Raw genomic sequence first — 16,330 nt, forward strand, 5'->3', positions numbered from 1 at the left:
CCGGGGCGGGAGCGTCCGCAGGGCAGGACGAACGGCGGCCGATCCGCCCTCGCTTGCCGGTGCCTGCCAGCATGGCGGTCATGTCCGACGCGCGAGAGCTCGACCTGGTCGTCTTCGGTGCCACCGGCTTCACCGGCCGGCTGACCGCGGAGTACCTCGCCCGCCACGCCCCCACCGGGCTGCGGTGGGCGCTGGCCGGCCGCAACCCCGACAAGCTCGACGCGGTGCGCCAGCACCTGCGCGGCATCGACCCGGCCCACGGCGACCTGGCGCTGGTGCACGCCGACGTCGACGACCCCGCCTCGCTGCGTGCCGTCGCGGAGCGCACCCGGGTGGTGATCACCACGGTCGGGCCCTACCTGACCCATGGCGAGCCGCTGGTCGCGGCGTGCGCCGAGGCCGGCACCGACTACGTCGACCTCACCGGCGAGCCGGAGTTCGTCGACCGGATGTGGCTCGCGCACCACGCGACCGCCGAGGCCAGCGGTGCCCGGATCGTGCACGCCTGCGGCTTCGACTCGGTGCCGCACGACCTGGGGGTGCTCTACACCGTCCAGCAGCTGCGGGCCGAGGGGCCGGTGACGGTGCGGGGTGTGGTCCGGGCCAGCGGCATGTTCTCGGGCGGCACGTTCCACTCGGCGATGACGGCGATGTCGCGCGCGAAGCAGATGCGCGAGGCGAGCGGTGCGCGGCGCCGGGCCGAGCCGCGTCCCGAGGGTCGCAGGGCGCGGGCGGTCACCGGCAAGCCGCACCGCGACGGGCGGCTGGGGTTCTGGCTGCTGCCGCTGCCCACGATCGACCCGCTGGTGGTGGCGCGCAGCGCGGCCGCCCGCGACGACTACGGGCCCGACTTCCGCTACTCCCACTACGCCGGCACCAAGTCGCTGCCGTACGCCGTGGGCGGGGCGGTCGGCGTGTCGGCGCTGGCCGCGAGCGCCCAGGTCGGGCCGGTGCGCCGGCTGCTGCTGAGCCGGGTCAAGCAGGGTCAGGGCCCCGACGAGCGGCGCCGCGAGCGGTCCTGGTTCACCGTCGACCTGGTCGGTGAGGGCGACGGGCGCTCGATCCACACCCGGGTCAGCGGCGGCGACCCGGGCTACGGCGAGACCGCGAAGATGCTCGCGGAGAGCGCGCTGTGCCTGCTCTTCGACGACAACCCGGCGACGTCCGGTCAGGTGACCACGGCGCAGGCGATGGGGGAGAACCTCACCGCTCGGCTGCAGGCGGCCGGAATCAGGTTCGAGGTGGTCGGCCAGGGCGGCGAGTGACCGCCTGACGCCCGCTGCCGAGCGCCCGGCCGGCGGCACCGGTCGCGGGGGCGACCGGCCACGGGGGCAGGGCCGCCCCACCCGGGTGGCGGGCCGGCATGGCCCATCCGGGCGGTGACCGGGTGACGTGAGCACTATCTCGGGGCGTTCTCGCCGGAACTCCTGCTGGATCGTCCGGAGTGGTCGATCGGTTGGGTGTTCGACCCTGGCCGAGAGGTGAGCGCATGACCGTGCTGCCGCATGACTACCCGGGGCTCGCCGAGGGCTCACCGACCACTCGGCCGGGCTCGGTGCTGGCGCTGCTCCTGACCCTGCTGCGGGCAGCGGGCGCCGTGGTGCTGCCTCCGGTCGCCTGGCTGGGATCGGTGATCCTGTGCCTGGCCGCCCTGGTCCTGGCCGACGCCTCGACCGCGCTGCGCGCCGCACTCGTGGTGGCCGCGGCCGTCCCGGCGGTCGGCTCGATCCTGGTGTCGCGGGCCCTGATGGGGGTGCCCGCGTTCAGCTTCTGGGTCGGCCTCGGCGTGCTGCCGAGCATCGCCGGCGGCTGGCTGCTCTTCGCGATCCTGTAGCGCGCCGCAAGGCTCCCCGGCGGTCGAGCCGGCCGAGACCCCCCGGAGGTTGAGGAGGCGCGCCAGCGCCGTCTCGAAACCCCGGCCCCGGTAGTCGACTCGCCCCCGGAGGTTGAGGAGGCGCGCCAGCGCCGTCTCGAAACCCCCGCCCCGAGGGTCGAGCTTGCCCCGGAGGTTGAGGAGGCGCGCCAGCGCCGTCTCGAAACCCCGGTCCCGCATGGTCGAGCCAGCTCCGGTGGTCGAGCTTGTCGAGACCCGCGGCCCCGGTGGTCGGGCGCACCCCGGTGGTCGAGCCTGCCGAGACCCCTGCCCCGCGCCCTCGTTGTCCACAACCGACGACCACGCAACCTCATCCACAGATCGAACACCTGCACGAACGCGACTGTCGGTGGTCGCCTCTAACGTAGTGCCATGACGACGACCAGCACCCGGACGCATCCGCTCCAGGCCTGCGCCACGGCGATCACCCAGGCGCTGGCCGACGTCGTCGACCTCGACCCCACCTGGCTGCCCGTCGACACCAAAGCCGACCTGCTCCTCGACCTCCACCGCGCCCACGAACAACTCGCCTCACTGAAAGCCCGCGTGGTCGCCGCCTCCGGCGACCTCGCCGAGGACCGCGGCGCCCGCTCCGTGGCCTCCTGGCTCGCGGTCGAGACCCGCGACGAAGCCGCCTCCTGCGCGGCCGAGGAGAAGCTCGCCAAGACCCTCGACCGCAAGTACCCCACCCTGGCCGCCGCCTGGGCCACCGGTGGCGTGAACCGCAACCAGGTCACCGTCATCGCCCGAGCCCTCGACGAACTACCCCGCCGCCTGGGCGCCGAGGTCATCGCCGCGGCCGAGGCAGAGCTGGTCCGCCTCGCCGGCTTCCACAACCCCCGCGACCTGCGCATCCTGGGCCGCCGGATCCTCGACGTCGTCGCCCCCGACATCGCCGACGACGAAGAACGCAAACGCCTCGAAGACGAAGAACGCCACGCCCGCGCCAAGACCCGGCTGGTGTTCAAGCCGCTCGGTGACGGCCGCACCCGCATCGTCGCCGACATCCCCGACGCCGTCGCCGCGATCTTCAAGACCGCCCTCCACGCCCACACCAGCCCCCGACTCGACCACCACCGAGAAGTCGCCGACGGGCTCCCCCGGCTCGACCCCGACACCGGGGAGCGGATTCCCCACGACCAGTTGCTGGGGCTCGCCTTCTGCGCCCTCGTGGAGCACATCCCCACCGACAAGCTCCCCACCCAAGGCCGGACCCCGGTCAAGATCGTCGCCACCATCGACCACGACAAGCTCCGTGACGACCTGGGCGCCGCCGGCCTGTCGACCGGCGACCAGATCTCCATCAGCCAGCTCCGCCGCCTGGCCTGCGAACACAGCCTCCTGCCCGCAGTCCTCGACGGTGACGGGCAGGTCCTCGACCTCGGCCGCAGCCAACGACTCTTCACCGGCCCCCAACGCATCGCGATGGGCCTGGCCCACCACCAATGCCAAGCACGCGGCTGCACCGTCCCCGCCGCCTGGTGCGAAGCCCGCCACAAGAACCCATGGGTCAAGGGCGGCACCACCGACCTCGCCGACGGCGCCCTCCTCTGCCCCTGGCACCACCACCGCGCCCACGATGACCGCTACCAACAGACCTGGGCACCCGACGGCACCGTCACCTTCACCCGCCTCCGCCAATAGGCCAGTGGACTCATCACACCTCTGACTCGCCGCCGGATGCGTTCGGCCCACGGCGAGGGGATAGGCGCGCGCGGATGGCGTGATCGCCGCCCGGGCCGGGCAGGATGGTCGACATGTACGGGCCACCCCAGCAACCGAGCTCGAGCGACTCCAGCGGTGACCTCCTACGCGGCGGCAACCGGTTCCGGTCGTGGGCGACCGTCACCGCCCTGGTCTCCCTCGGCGTGTGGACGCTCGCCGAGGCGATCCCCCACAGTGATCCGGCGGGGATCGGGGGTGGCCTCGCGTTGGTCGCGGCGGCCCCGTTCGTCGCCCTCGGTGATCGGGCGGCCACCGGTGAGTCGCTGCCGAGCTATCTGCCGGCACCGCTCCGCTCGGCTCTCGCCCTGCGCGTCGTCGCCGGTGCCCTCGCCCTGGCCGGGCTCCTGTTGGGCTTCGCCGGCTGACCGAGCGGCTCGATCCGGTGAGGTGGCGCCCCAGGCAGGAGTCGAACCTGCGACCTTTCGCTTAGGAGGCGGCTGCTCTATCCGCTGAGCTACTGGGGCCTGTGGCGCCCGGCCGCACGGGCCGCGGGCGCCGGGAGACATCTTGGCACGCGCGGTTCACGCCGAGTGCATGACCACCACGTCACCGTGCCCCCCGTAGCGCATCACCCGCGGCGCGAACCCGGTGCCGTCGAAGGTGAGCAGCCACCAGCCGCCGGCCGGGTCGGGGAGCAGCTGCGGGTGCGGGATGTTCGTCGGGTACGGCGCGTCCAGCCGCCCGGCGCGGCGTCCGGCCAGGTCGAAGACGGGGAACGCGGCGGCGTCGCGGTCGCTGGCCAGCAGCCAGGTCGTGCCGCCGGCGGTGACCAGGACCGGCCCCTCGCACTGCCGCAGGTCGGCGGCGGCGAACACCGGCGTCAGCCCGTCGGTCCAGCGGTCGCGGTCGGTGCTGGCGAGCGCGGGGTGGAAGTCGAACGGGTCCTGTGAGGGGCTCTCGACATAGGCCACCTGCCAGCGGCCGTCGACCCGCGTGAGGGCGGGGTCCCAGGAGCCGTGCGCTGTCGGCAGCGGCGTCCGCTCGGTCTCGAGCAGATGCACGCCGCTGAGCAGGTCGGCGTCGGTCTCGGTGTGCCGCACGTGGATGCGCCCGGGCGCGAAGTCGCCCCACGAGCTTGTCGCCACCAGCCACCGGTCGCCGACGCGCACCAGCTGGCCCGCGTGGTCGCCCAGCACCAGCCCGTCGCGGCGGGTGAACAGCTGCGACTCCAGCCGCAGGTCGGTCGGGTCGGCCGGGTCCAGCGACCACACCGACCAGTGGGCCTGCTGGAAGAACCCCAAACCGGCACAGGTCCAGGTCAGGAACACCCGGCCGTCGCGCTGGTACGCCGTGCCGTCGGCGTGCTGCACCAGGTGCGGGTCGCGGAGCCCGGCCATCCCGAACAGCCCCGCGGTGGCCGAGCCCGGTGCCGCGGCGTCGACCGACCAGGCGTAGCGGAGGCCGGCCAGTGTGTCCTCGCGTCGCAGGTCGAGCTCCGCCGCGACCCTCTTGCGCTCGGTGAGCACCGGCCGCCAGCCCGAGCCGCGGTCCACCAGCGCGGTCGCCTGGTTCTCGCAGAGCGCGAAGCCCAGCGTGAAGCCGCCGTCGGTCGAGACCCGCCGCCGTCGCAGCACCCGGGTGCGCCCGGCCAGCCGCAGCTCGAGCGTCACCCGCGAGCTGCCGGCCTCCCACCGGACCACCAGGTGGTCACCGTCGGCGGTGGCGAGGCCGGCCGCCGCCGTCCTGGCCCCGGCCGGCACGGCCACCTCCACCGCCGCGAACGGCGCCGGCGGACCGGCCTCGGCGAGATGCAGTCCACCGCCGGTGACGGGGGCGTCGGCCACGGCGGCGAACCCCGGCGCGACCAGCGCGAACGGCCGGAACCGCGCCACGACCTCGTATCCGGCCCCCAGCGCAGCGGGGGAGGGGGCGCCCAGCTCCGCCACCTCAGGCATCTCGGCCGCCGCCGGACCCGGTCACCCGCCCTGCTCGGACGCCGGCACGAGTCGGACCACGTTCCACGACACCGGCGGCAGCACCACCGTGACTCGCCCGTCGGCCACCGTCACCTGCGGGTTGTCCCGAGGCACGACCCGGTCCTCGGTGTCGGCGGTGTTCGTCGCGCCGGGGTCCGGCGAGGCGAGCGTGGTGGCGGTGGCGACCCGGTGGCCCGGGAACGCCCGCAGCTCGGCGGTGAGCTCGAGCGGCTCGTCGGTGCTCCGGTTGACCGCGAGCAGGGTCAGCGCGCCGGACTCCTCGTCGTACGTCGCGGTGGCGTCGAGGAGAGGAGTGTCGCCGAAGCGCGTGTCGTAGTGCGGCGACCGCGGCTCGACCCGCAGCACCTCGCCGCGGGCGAGCGCGGCGGTCTGCGCGAACGGGTGGAAGGTGGTCTGCCGCCACGCCCGGCCGCCGGGCTCGGTGCGGATCGGGGCGATCACGTTGACCAGCTGGGCCAGGCAGGCCATCCGCACCCGGTCGGCGTGGCGCAGCAGCGTGATCAGCAGGCTGCCGACCACGACCGCGTCGGCGGCTGTGTAGTCGTCCTCGCTCAGCGACTTGGTCTCGGCCCAGTCGAGGGACTCCTCGCCGGCGAACTTGGAGTAGTACCAGACGTTCCACTCGTCGACGGCGACACCGAGACGGCGCCGGGACTTCAGCCGGGCGCCGACGTGGTCGGCGGTGGCCACGATGTCGCCGATCGCGCGGTCCAGCTCGACGCCGGCGGCCAGGTGCTCGCCCAGGCTCAGGCCGGCTGGGTCGGCGTAGTGGTGCAGCGCCACGTGGTCGACCTGGTCGTAGCACTCGGCGAGCACGGTCGCCTCCCAGGAGGCGAAGGTCGGGATCGAGGTGCCCGAGCTGCCGCAGGCGACCAGCTCGACCCGGGGGTCGACGCGTCGCATGGCGTGGCCGGTCACGGCGGCCAGCCGGCCGTACTCGGCGGCGGTCTTGTGGCCGATCTGCCACGGCCCGTCCATCTCGTTGCCCAGGCACCAGACCCTGACGTCGTGCGGGTCGGGGGAGCCGTTCGCCCGGCGTAGGTCCGACCACGCCGTGCCACCCGGGTGGTTGCAGTACTCGAGCAGCTCGACGGCCTCCTTGGTGCCGCGGGTGCCGAGGTTGACCGCCATCATCGGCTCGACGTCGGCCGAGCGGCACCAGGCCATGAACTCGTCGACCCCGACGGTGTTGGGCTCGATCGCCCGCCACGCCAGGTCGAGGCGGCGCGGCCGCTGATCGACCGGGCCGATGCCGTCCTCCCAGCGATAGCCGGAGACGAAGTTGCCGCCGGGGTAGCGCACCATGGTCGCGCCCAGCTCACGGACCAGCTCCAGCACGTCGCCGCGGAAGCCGCGCTCGTCGGCGCTCGGATGGTCGTGCTCGTGCAGGCCGGTGTAGACGCAACGGCCCATGTGCTCCACGAACGAGCCGAAGACACGGGGGTCGACCGGGGCGACCCGGAACGCCGGGTCGAGGACGAGCGTGGCGGTGTTCACGACTCGGTTCTACAGGCAGCCGCCGGGCCGCGTCGTCCCGGGGTTTGGTCCTTCCGGAATCGCGGGTGATCATTTGGGGTTGACACGTAGGGTTCGTCCTGCGTAACCCCCCGACGCCCGAAAGAGATCCCCATGTCCGACGTCGAGCAGGACGATGCTCGCCCGGACCCGGCCGCCCCGTCTCGGGCACGGCGCCCGGGTCGCCGCCGCGCGCGGCCACCCCGTCGCCACACCGTCGCCAAGGTGCTGCTGTCCAGCCTGCTCGTGCTGGGCATGGTCACCGGCCTGTCGGTGGTCTTCATCTATCGCCACCTCAACGGCAACCTCACGGTCGTCGACCTCGCCGACCAGCTCCACGACCGTCCGGAGAAGCAGGGGCGCGAGCTGCCCCAGGAGCCGCTCAACATCCTGGTGATGGGCTCCGACACCCGCGACTGCGAGGGCTGCGACATCGACCAGGAGGGCACCGGCTCGGGGTTCTCCGACACCACGATCCTGATGCACCTCTCCGCCGATCGGGAGCGGGCCTACGGCATCTCGATCCCGCGCGACTCGCTGGTCGACCGGCCCGAGTGCGAGGCCGAGGACGGATCGACCATCCCTGCCGAGTCCGGCGCCATGTGGAACGCCGCCTACCAGCTCGGCGGGCCGGCCTGCACGATCCAGCAGTTCGAGCAGCTCACCGACGTCTTCGTCGACCACTACATCGTGGTCAACTTCCAGGGCTTCCAGGACATGGTCGACGCCATCGACGGTGTCGAGGTGTGCATCCCCGAGGACATCGAGGACCCGGCCCACGGCATCAACATCCCGGCCGGCACCCGTGAGATCGAGGGCAAGGAGGCGCTGAACTACGTCCGCGCCCGTTACACCCTCGGCGACGGCTCCGACCTGAGCCGGATCAAGCGGCAGCAGGCTTTCATCGCGGCGATGGCCAAGAAGGTCATCTCCAGCGGCACCGTCGCCCGCCTCGACCGGCTGGTCGGGTTCCTCAACGCGGCGACGAACTCACTGACCGTCGACCCGGGCCTGGAGAACGTCTATCGCATCGGCAAGCTCGGCCTGGGCTTCCAGAACATCGGCCTCGACAACATCCAGTTCCTCACCGTGCCCTGGCAGTACAGCCCCGCCGACCCGAACCGGGTCGAGTGGCTGCCCGAGGCCGACGCGCTGTGGGAGAAGCTGATCGCCGACGAGCCGCTGACCCGCCGGCTCACCTCCGAGGCGATCAGTGCCGGCAACGTGCCCGGCTCCGGCAACCCGTCCAGCGGCTCGGGATCCGAGTCGCCGAGCGGCTCGCCCTCTTCGGGCGCCGAGGACGACGAGCGGGCCCAGGCCCTCGAGCAGGCGGGGCTCTGCGCGTGAGCGAGCCCGGCGAGCCGGTGGCTGCGGAGAGCCGGGACGCCGCCGACTGGCAGCGACGCCGCCGGCTCGCCGAGGTCTTCGGCGACGCGCTCCCCGACACGACCCGCGACGAGCGCGACGACAGCGGCCGGCCGGACGCGCGGCAGGGCTCGGAGAACGAGGCCTGGCTGCGGGCCCAGGTGCCGCCGCACCACGGCGGCTGACCTCCGGCTGGGGGCCAGCCACCCGTGGTGCTCGTGCAGGCTCAGGCGGAGTGTGCACCGCCGGTCGACCCGCCCGCGGGGCCGTTCGGGCCGGTGCCGGTCTGGCTGGCCAGCAGGTCGCGGATCTCCTGGAGCAGTTTGACGTCCTCCGGGGTGCCCGGCTCCGGGCTCGGGAAGTAGCGCTCCTTGGCCTTGGTGTAGGGCAGGACGATGAAGAAGTAGACGACCGCTGCCAGGATCACGAACGAGATGAGCGCGGTCAGCCAGGCGCCCACGCTGACGCCCTTGTAGACGTAGTCGGAGAAGTCCGGGGTGCCTCCGACCTTGCCGATCAGGTCCATCAGGACGTCGACGGTCGCGGTGACCACGGCGGCGAACGCGGTCGCCATGATGAACGCGGTGGCGAGCTCGATTAGGTTGCCGCGCAGGATGAAGTTCTTGAAACCACCGAGCATGGGGATCCCTCCTTGGATAGCGCCGGGTGGTCCCGGCCTCGCCACGCTAGCCCGGAAACGCGACGGTGAGGAAGAGACGCACCGCGGCCTCCGCCACGGCCGGCACCTCCTCCGGCGACAACCCGACCAGGACCAGACGCCCGGACAGGCCGTCCATCGCTGAGCCCGGCTCGGCGTCGGGCACCGCGAGCACCGGCACAGCCGACGCCACGACCGAGGCACCACCGGACCCCTGCGGATCGCTGGCGACCAGGTCGACGCGGTCGCCGGGGTGCAGCAGCGCCGCCACCCCGGCGTCCGGGAGCCGCACGGGCAGGGCGGTGAGGCCCGGATGGCCCTCGGTCAGCGCGGCGCCGACCAGGCGGACGTCGGTGACCGGCTCGCCGCGGGCCACGGGCGCCGCCAGCACCCGGCCGACCGGGTCGAGGTCGCCACGGGCGGGGCCGCTGCCGGCCGGGAACCGCGCGGTCGTCAGGTCGTCGGGGCCCAGCACCACGCCCGCCGGGAGGTCGTGGGCGGCGACGGTCACCGGGACCGTCGCCGGCGGCGGTGCGCTTGCCGCCTGCAGGCCCGCGGCCGTGGCCACCCCCGCGAGCACGGCGGCGATCAGCCGACGGCGAGCCAGGGCCACCCGGCGCACGGCGCGCAGGCGTCGTGACCACCGGACCCGCGGCCCGGGAGACGGGTGGGCGGGACCACCGGTCGCCGGAGCGGGAGTGGGATCAGGTCGCGAGGAGGGCACCCGACGACGCTAGGACGCCGCGCACCAGGGCGCGCTCGGGCTCCACAGGGCAGCCACGAGGCGGCCGCTGTGGAACTCGGCCGCGGAAGTCAGCTGGTCGCGGCGGCCGCTGCGGTCTTGCTGGACTCGCCCGAGGAGCTGCCCGATCCCGAGCCGCTCGAACCGGCCGAGGAGGTCGACGCCGCGGGGGTCGACGAGCTGCCGGAGCCGCGGCTGTCGGTGCGGTAGAAGCCAGAACCCTTGAAGACCACGCCGACGGCGTTGAACAGCTTGCGCAGTCGGCCGGTGCACTCGGGGCACTCGGTCAGAGCGTCGTCGGAGAAGCTCTGGAACTGCTCGAAGGCGTGGCCGCACTCGGTGCAGGCGTACTGATAGGTGGGCACGGTTCTCCTCCACAGGTCCCGGGGCAGTGCATCGAACGCCGATTGGCACTCTGCCCTGACGACTGCCAATGCTACGGCACGGCACAATGGCTCGGCGATGACCGACCGCCCCGCGACACCGCAGCCCACCGCCGCCGCTCCCGCCGGCGCGGTCCGGGAGCGGGTCCGGGCTGCATGGACCGCCTTCCGCACCTGGCCCCGCGCGCTGCGCGGCACGGCGTACGCCGCCGTCGGGCTGGTGCTCGTGCTGATCGCGGCGCTGGCGACCGGCGTGGTGCTGGTGCGCCGGCCGCTGCCGCAGACCACCGGGAGCGCCACGCTGCCCGGCCTGGAGTCCGACGTCGAGGTGGTCCGCGACGCGCACGGCATCCCGCAGCTCTACGGCGACTCGATCGAGGACCTGATGCGCGCGCAGGGCTGGGTGCAGGCCTCCGAGCGGTTCTTCGAGATGGACGTCCGCCGGCACGCGACCGCGGGGCGGCTCGCCGAGCTGGTCGGCGAGGACGCCGTCGACAGCGACCGGCTGGTGCGCACGATGGGCTGGCGGCGGGTCGCCGAGGAGGAGCTCGCCCTGGTGCAGCCGCAGACCCGGGCGGCGCTGGAGGCCTACGCCGACGGGGTCAACGCCTACCTCGACCAGCGCTCCCCCTCCGAGCTCGCCGTCGAGTACACCCTGCTCAACCTCGGCGGCCTGGGCTACCGCCCCGAGCGGTGGACCCCCGTCGACTCGCTGAGCTGGCTCAAGGCCATGGCCTGGGACCTCAGCGGCAACCTGACCGAGGAGGTCGACCGCGCCCTGGCCACCGCGGCCGTCGGCGCCCGCCGCGCCGGGCAACTGGATCCGGCCCACGTGGAGCAGATGCCGGCGGTGGGGCAGGGGGTCGTGGTCGACGGCGTCTTCGAGCCCGAGGCCACCACCGGCGGCACCCGCAACCCGCAGCGTCCCGGCTGGGGCGCGCCGCGCACCGACGTCCTCGCCGGTGTCGGGCGGGCGCTGGACCGGATGCCGGCGTGGCTGGGCCGCGGCGAGGGGGTGGGCAGCAACGCCTGGGTCGTCTCCGGGGAGCACACCGACAGCGGCGCCCCGCTGCTCGCGAACGACCCGCACCTGGGGGTGGGGCTCCCGTCGGCGTGGATGCAGATGGGCCTGCACTGCCGCGAGGTCGACGACGACTGCCCCCTGGACGTCGCCGGCTTCACCTTCGCCGGCGTGCCCGGGGTGCTGATCGGGCGCAACGCCGACATCGCCTGGGGCATGACCAACCTCGGTGCCGACGTGGCCGACCTCTACGTCGAGCAGGTCGCGGGCGAGCAGTGGCTGCGCGACGGTCGGCTGCGGCCGCTGCGGACCCGCACCGAGACCATCCGCGTCGCCGACGGCGACGACGTCACGTTCACCGTCCGCGAGACCGCCCACGGTCCGCTGATCTCCGACGCCGCCGACCGCTACGAAGACGTGGCTCTGGCTGCCGAGGGCTCCGGCCCGGGCCAGCCCGACACCGAGCCTGACCCCGAGCCCGACACGGCGACCGAGGCCGAGCTCGCCGTGGCGCTCGCCTGGACCGCCCTCGAGCCACAGCCGACCGCCGACGCCATCCTCGGCCTCGACCTGGCCACCGACTGGGACTCCTTCCGCGCCGCCGCCGCATCGTTCGCCGTGCCCGGCCAGAACCTCGTCTACGCCGACCGGGAGGGCCACATCGGCTACCAGGCCACCGGGCGGGTGCCGGTGCGCAAGTCCGGCAACGACGGCACGGTGCCGGCCCGGGGATGGCGTCCGGAGGACGACTGGGCCGGCGAGACGGTGCCGTTCGACGGTCTGCCGCAGGTGCTCGACCCCGAGGAGGGGTTCCTGGTCACCGCCAACCAGGCCGCGGTCGGCCCCGACTACCCCTATGCGCTGACCCGCGACTGGGACCGCGGCTACCGGGCCCAGCGGATCCACCGGATCCTCGCCCAGCTGGTCCACGAGGGCAGCACCGTCTCCGTCGAGGAGATGCTCGCGCTCCAGCTCGACGACGAGAACCTCCTCGCGCCGGTGCTCGTCCCGCACCTGCTCGAGGTCGAGCTGCCGGCCGGCTACGACTCCGACGGGCAGGAGCTGCTCGCCGACTGGGACTTCGGCCAGCCCGCCGACAGCGCGGCCGCGGCGTACTTCAACGTCGTGTGGCGCCACCTGCTCGAGCTCACCTTCCACGACGAGCTGCCCGAGGCGGCCTGGCCCGACGGCGGACAGCGGTGGTACGCCGTGGTCACCGACCTGCTGGACCGCCCGCACGACGCCTGGTGGGACGACGTCACCACCGCCGACGTGGAGTCCCGCGACCACGTCTTGGTCGAGGCCCAGCTGCTGGCCCGCGACGAGCTGACCCGCACCCAGGCGCGCCGGGCCGAGGACTGGACCTGGGGACGACTGCACGTGCTGGACCTGCGGTCCTCGGCGCTGGGCGACCCGGGCAGCGCGGTGGAGGAGTGGCTGCTCAACCGCGGCGCCTGGCGGCTCGGCGGGGGCGCCTCCACGGTGCAGGCCACCGGCTGGGACGCGGCCGTCGGCTACCGGGTGACCACCGCGCCGGCGATGCGGATGCTGGTCGACCTCGACGACCTCGACAGCTCCCGGTGGATCAACCTGGGGGGTGTCTCCGGCCACCCGGCCAGCGCCCACTACACCGACCAGACCGACCTGTGGGCCGACGGCGAGACGCTGCCCTGGGCGTTCACCCGGCCGGCGGTCGAGGCGGCCGGCGAGGACGTGCTCACGCTGGAGCCGGCGCCGGAGGAGTGAGTCGCTCCGGCCCCGTCCCTCCGGTCACACTGGGCGGCCGAGACTCGCCTCGCCGAACCGCCGCACCCCACCCGGCGAACACGCCGCGGCGACGGCGCGGTCGTGCGGCTCGGCGGGCACCTCGAGGCCGACCTCGTCGTCGTAGAGCAGCACGCAGGTGAAGGTGCCGACCGGCACCCGGGCCAGGGCCCGGTCGTAGGAGCCGCCGCCGCGGCCCAGCCGCAGGCCGGCGGGGGAGACCGCGAGCCCCGGCACCAGCACCGCGTCGGCGGTCGCGACCGCCTCGACGCCCAGCCGGGGGCCGGGCGGCTCGAGCAGCCCCCGGCGCGCCGGCTGCAGGGAGCCGGAGGGCCCCGGGTGCACCGCCCAGTCGAGGTCGCCGTCGGGCAGCAGCACCGGCAGCAGCACCCGCTTCCCGGCGGCCAGCAGCCGTTCGAGCAGCAGCGTCGTGCCGGGCTCGGTGCCGACCGAGGCGTACGCCGCGACCGTGGCCGCGCGGCGTACCTCGTCGTCGGCGAGCAGCAGGTCGGCGATCGCGCGGCCGGCCTCGCCGACCTCGAGCAGCGGCCGCCGGCGGCGCGCGGTCAGCAGCTGGTCGCGCAGCGCCAACTTGGCCGCGCGCACCGGCCCGGAGCCGCCGGGATCCGGTGTGGGCTCAGGTGTGGGCTCAGGTGTGGATGGACGGGATTGCGACGCGGCCACCGGGGAAGCCTACGATCGTGAACATGGCTTCTGCAGGTTTGAAGATGGCGCGCGAGAAGATGGCCGCCGCCGGTGTCGACGAGGTCGCGATCGAGACCTTCGCCCACTACTACCGGCTCCTCGAGCACGGTGAGACCGGGATGATCCCCGAGTCGAGCATCGAGCCGGTCGACATCGAGTCGCTGGCCGACGTGGAGGTCGACGACGACACCGCCGCGGCGGCGATCCGCGCGACCGCGGTGATCAAGCTCAACGGCGGCCTCGGCACCTCGATGGGCATGGACCGCGCCAAGTCGCTGCTGTGCGTGCGCCGGGGGCTGTCGTTCCTCGACATCATCTCCCGGCAGGTGATGGCGCTGCGCGAGGAGTACGGCGTCGCGATCCCGCTGATCTTCATGAACAGCTTCCGCACCTCCGAGGACACCATGGCGGCACTCGCCCGCTACGAGGAGCTGCCGGTGCCGGGGCTGCCGCTGGAGTTCCTGCAGAACAAGGAGCCCAAGCTCCTCGCCAAGGACCTCACCCCGGTGTCCTGGGCCAAGGACCCCGACCTCGAGTGGTGCCCACCCGGTCACGGCGACCTCTACACCGCGCTGCGCGGCACCGGCCTGCTGCAGCAGCTGCTCGACGGCGGCTACCGCTACGTGTTCGTCTCCAACTCCGACAACCTCGGCGCGGTGCCCGACGCGCGGGTGGCCGGCTGGTTCGCCGCGTCCGGCGCGCCGTTCGCGATCGAGGCGGTGCGCCGCACCCCGTCGGACCGCAAGGGCGGCCACTTCGCCCGCCGCAAGGTCGACGGCCGGCTGGTGCTGCGCGAGACCGCGCAGACCCTCGACGCCGACAAGGACGCGCTCGCCGATCTGTCGCGGCACCGGTTCTGCTCCACCAACAACCTGTGGATCGACCTCGAGGCGCTCAAGCAGGCCCTCGACGTCCGCGACGGCATCCTGGGCCTGCCGCTGATCCGCAACGTCAAGAACGTCGACCCCAGCGACCCCACCAGCCCCGAGGTGGTCCAGATCGAGACCGCGATGGGGGCGGCGATCGAGGTGTTCGAGGGGGCCAAGCTGATCGAGGTCGGGCGCGACCGCTTCGTGCCGGTGAAGACCACCAACGACCTGCTCGTGCTGCGCTCGGACGTCTACGACCTCGACCCCGGCTACGTGCTCGGCCAGACCACCGACCACCTGCCGTTCGTCGATCTCGACGGCGACTTCTACAAGCTCGTCGGCGAGTTCGACAAGCGCTTCCCCGAGGGAGCGCCGTCGATGCGCAAGGCGCAGGCGCTGCGCATCGAGGGCGACTGGACCTTCTGCAAGGGCGTCGAGGTGGTCGGTGAGGTGGAGCTGAGTGCCGACTCCGCCCAGCGTGTGGAGTCCGGGACGGTGCTGTCGGGGGAGCCCGGGGCGGCGGATGCCTGACCCGCACGGGGGGTTGGTCTCGGTCGAGGAGCACCTGGCCCGGATCCTCGACGGGGTGCGGCCGCTGCCCGACTACCAGCAGCCGCTGATGGACGCCCTCGACCTCGCGGTCGCCGAGGACGTCGTCGCCCCGATGGCGCTGCCGTCGTTCGACAACTCCGCGATGGACGGCTACGCGGTGCGCCACGAGGACGTCGCGACCGCCGGCGCCGAGGAGCCGGTGCACCTGCCGGTGGTCGGCGAGATCGGTGCCGGCCAGGCCCGCCTGCTCGCGCTGCCGCCGGGCACCGCCGCCAAGATCATGACCGGCGCGCCGATGCCCGCCGGCGCCGACAGCGTCGTCCCCTACGAGTGGACCGACCGCGGCGTGGCCCAGGTGCGCATCACGCAGGCGCCGACGCCCGGCCAGCACGTACGCCGCGCCGGCGAGGACGTCGCCGAGGGAGACCTGCTCGTCGAGCACGGCACCGTCCTCGGCCCGCGCCACCTGGGCCTGCTGGCCGCGGTCGGCCGAGCCACCGTGCGCTCCCGGCCGCGCCCCCGGGTCGTGGTGATCTCGACCGGCTCCGAGCTGCGCGAGCCCGGTCAGCAGCTGGGCCACGACTCGATCTACGACGGCAACTCGTTCCTGCTCGCGGCCGCGGCCCGGCGCGCCGGCGCGATCGCCTACCGGGTCGGCATCGTGCCCGACGAGCCGCGCACCTTCCTCGACGCGCTCAACGACCAGCTCGTCCGCGCCGACCTCGTGGTCACCTCCGGCGGGGTGTCGGCGGGCGACTTCGACGTGGTCAAGGAGGCGCTGCAGCCCACCGGCAACGTCTGGTTCGGCGGGGTGGCCATGCAGCCCGGCAAGCCGCAGGGGTTCGGCACCGTCGGCGAGGACGCCGTGCCGGTGTTCACGCTGCCCGGCAACCCCGTCTCGGCGTACCTCTCCTTCCAGGTGTTCGTGCTGCCGGCGCTGCGCAAGATGATGGGCAAGACCCCCTTCGAGCGGCCGCAGCAGCGGGCCCGGCTGACCCGCGGGGTGAACTCGCCGACCGGGCGCCGTCAGTTCCTGCGCGGGGAGCGCGGCTCCGACGCCGCCGGCACCCACGTCACCCCGGTCGGCGGCCCCGGCTCGCACCTGCTCGGCGACCTCGCCAACGCCGACTGCCTGATCGTGCTGCCCGAGGAGACCAGCCGGGTCGAGGCCGGCGAGCAGGTGGCGGTGCTGCCGCTCGACGGAGACTTCTGAGAGGGTCG

General features: G+C 73.7%; 15 protein-coding genes and 1 tRNA gene. 9 read left to right on the plus strand and 7 right to left on the minus strand.

Features of this window, described 5'->3' with window-relative positions; translation table 11 throughout:
- The first annotated feature begins 80 nt into the window (after positions 1 to 80).
- The 4 genes from D6B71_RS07455 (at position 81) to D6B71_RS07470 (ending at position 3,963) form a co-directional block, all read left to right on the plus strand.
- Positions 81 to 1,265, plus strand: coding sequence for a saccharopine dehydrogenase family protein (locus tag D6B71_RS07455; RefSeq protein WP_121253914.1), 1,185 nt, complete (start codon positions 81 to 83; stop codon positions 1,263 to 1,265).
- Between the two features lie 224 nt (positions 1,266 to 1,489).
- A complete protein-coding gene (locus D6B71_RS07460; RefSeq protein WP_121253568.1) occupies positions 1,490 to 1,834 on the plus strand; it encodes a hypothetical protein in 345 nt (114 codons plus the stop codon).
- Between the two features lie 411 nt (positions 1,835 to 2,245).
- Complete coding sequence (locus D6B71_RS07465) at positions 2,246 to 3,517, plus strand: HNH endonuclease signature motif containing protein (protein ID WP_121253570.1); 1,272 nt, start codon at positions 2,246 to 2,248, stop codon at positions 3,515 to 3,517.
- 113 nt (positions 3,518 to 3,630) lie between these two features.
- Entirely contained in the window at positions 3,631 to 3,963 is a 333-nt protein-coding gene (locus tag D6B71_RS07470; protein WP_121253572.1) for a hypothetical protein, read from the plus strand.
- Between the two features lie 23 nt (positions 3,964 to 3,986).
- On the opposite strand, the gene D6B71_RS07475 is transcribed toward D6B71_RS07470, so the two are convergent.
- The 3 genes from D6B71_RS07475 to arfA form a co-directional block, all read right to left on the minus strand.
- Positions 3,987 to 4,062: transfer RNA gene (locus D6B71_RS07475), tRNA-Arg, on the minus strand.
- Between the two features lie 57 nt (positions 4,063 to 4,119).
- Positions 4,120 to 5,493 (minus strand): hypothetical protein, encoded by a 1,374-nt coding sequence (locus D6B71_RS07480; RefSeq protein ID WP_126688201.1) that lies wholly within the window; start codon positions 5,491 to 5,493, stop codon positions 4,120 to 4,122.
- 21 nt (positions 5,494 to 5,514) lie between these two features.
- On the minus strand, positions 5,515 to 7,032 hold the full coding sequence (gene arfA / locus D6B71_RS07485) for an arabinosylfuranosidase ArfA (protein WP_121253576.1): 1,518 nt from the start codon (positions 7,030 to 7,032) through the stop codon (positions 5,515 to 5,517).
- A gap of 243 nt (positions 7,033 to 7,275) precedes the next feature.
- On the opposite strand from arfA, the gene D6B71_RS07490 reads away from it, so the two are divergent.
- Positions 7,276 to 8,397 (plus strand): LCP family protein, encoded by a 1,122-nt coding sequence (locus D6B71_RS07490; protein WP_240641202.1) that lies wholly within the window; start codon positions 7,276 to 7,278, stop codon positions 8,395 to 8,397.
- The gene (locus tag D6B71_RS07495) at positions 8,394 to 8,600 is read left to right on the plus strand and encodes a hypothetical protein (protein ID WP_121253580.1); all 207 of its coding nucleotides are present in this window, start codon (positions 8,394 to 8,396) and stop codon (positions 8,598 to 8,600) included. Before D6B71_RS07490 ends, D6B71_RS07495 begins: the two co-directional genes overlap by 4 nt.
- A 41-nt stretch (positions 8,601 to 8,641) precedes the next feature.
- Here D6B71_RS07495 and D6B71_RS07500 read toward each other — a convergent pair whose 3' ends face one another.
- From D6B71_RS07500 to D6B71_RS07510, 3 genes are all read right to left on the minus strand, one after another.
- Positions 8,642 to 9,055, minus strand: coding sequence for an MscL family protein (locus tag D6B71_RS07500; RefSeq protein WP_121253583.1), 414 nt, complete (start codon positions 9,053 to 9,055; stop codon positions 8,642 to 8,644).
- 46 nt (positions 9,056 to 9,101) lie between these two features.
- Positions 9,102 to 9,686, minus strand: coding sequence for an SAF domain-containing protein (locus D6B71_RS07505; RefSeq protein ID WP_240641203.1), 585 nt, complete (start codon positions 9,684 to 9,686; stop codon positions 9,102 to 9,104).
- A gap of 200 nt (positions 9,687 to 9,886) precedes the next feature.
- Positions 9,887 to 10,180 carry an FmdB family zinc ribbon protein gene (locus D6B71_RS07510; protein WP_121253587.1) on the minus strand — a complete coding sequence of 98 codons (294 nt, stop codon included), beginning with the start codon at positions 10,178 to 10,180 and terminating at the stop codon, positions 9,887 to 9,889.
- Positions 10,181 to 10,277: 97 nt separating this feature from the next.
- Here D6B71_RS07510 and D6B71_RS07515 point away from each other — a divergent pair, with 97 nt between their 5' ends.
- On the plus strand, positions 10,278 to 12,965 hold the full coding sequence (locus D6B71_RS07515) for a penicillin acylase family protein (protein WP_121253589.1): 2,688 nt from the start codon (positions 10,278 to 10,280) through the stop codon (positions 12,963 to 12,965).
- Positions 12,966 to 12,989: 24 nt separating this feature from the next.
- Here the strand turns inward: D6B71_RS07515 and D6B71_RS07520 are convergent, their stop codons facing one another.
- Complete coding sequence (locus tag D6B71_RS07520; protein WP_121253591.1) at positions 12,990 to 13,589, minus strand: 5-formyltetrahydrofolate cyclo-ligase; 600 nt, start codon at positions 13,587 to 13,589, stop codon at positions 12,990 to 12,992.
- A 101-nt stretch (positions 13,590 to 13,690) separates the two neighbouring features.
- Between D6B71_RS07520 and D6B71_RS07525 the strand changes: the two genes are divergently transcribed.
- Together D6B71_RS07525 and glp are read left to right on the plus strand one after the other, a co-directional pair.
- Complete coding sequence (locus D6B71_RS07525) at positions 13,691 to 15,088, plus strand: UTP--glucose-1-phosphate uridylyltransferase (protein WP_121253593.1); 1,398 nt, start codon at positions 13,691 to 13,693, stop codon at positions 15,086 to 15,088.
- Positions 15,081 to 16,322: a molybdotransferase-like divisome protein Glp gene (gene glp, locus D6B71_RS07530; RefSeq protein WP_121253595.1), complete on the plus strand. Its 1,242-nt coding sequence runs from the start codon at positions 15,081 to 15,083 to the stop codon at positions 16,320 to 16,322. Before D6B71_RS07525 ends, glp begins: the two co-directional genes overlap by 8 nt.
- Positions 16,323 to 16,330: the final 8 nt, after the last annotated feature.

The sequence above is a fragment of the Nocardioides ferulae genome (assembly GCF_003660455.1).
GTDB classification, from domain to species: domain Bacteria; phylum Actinomycetota; class Actinomycetes; order Propionibacteriales; family Nocardioidaceae; genus Nocardioides; species Nocardioides ferulae.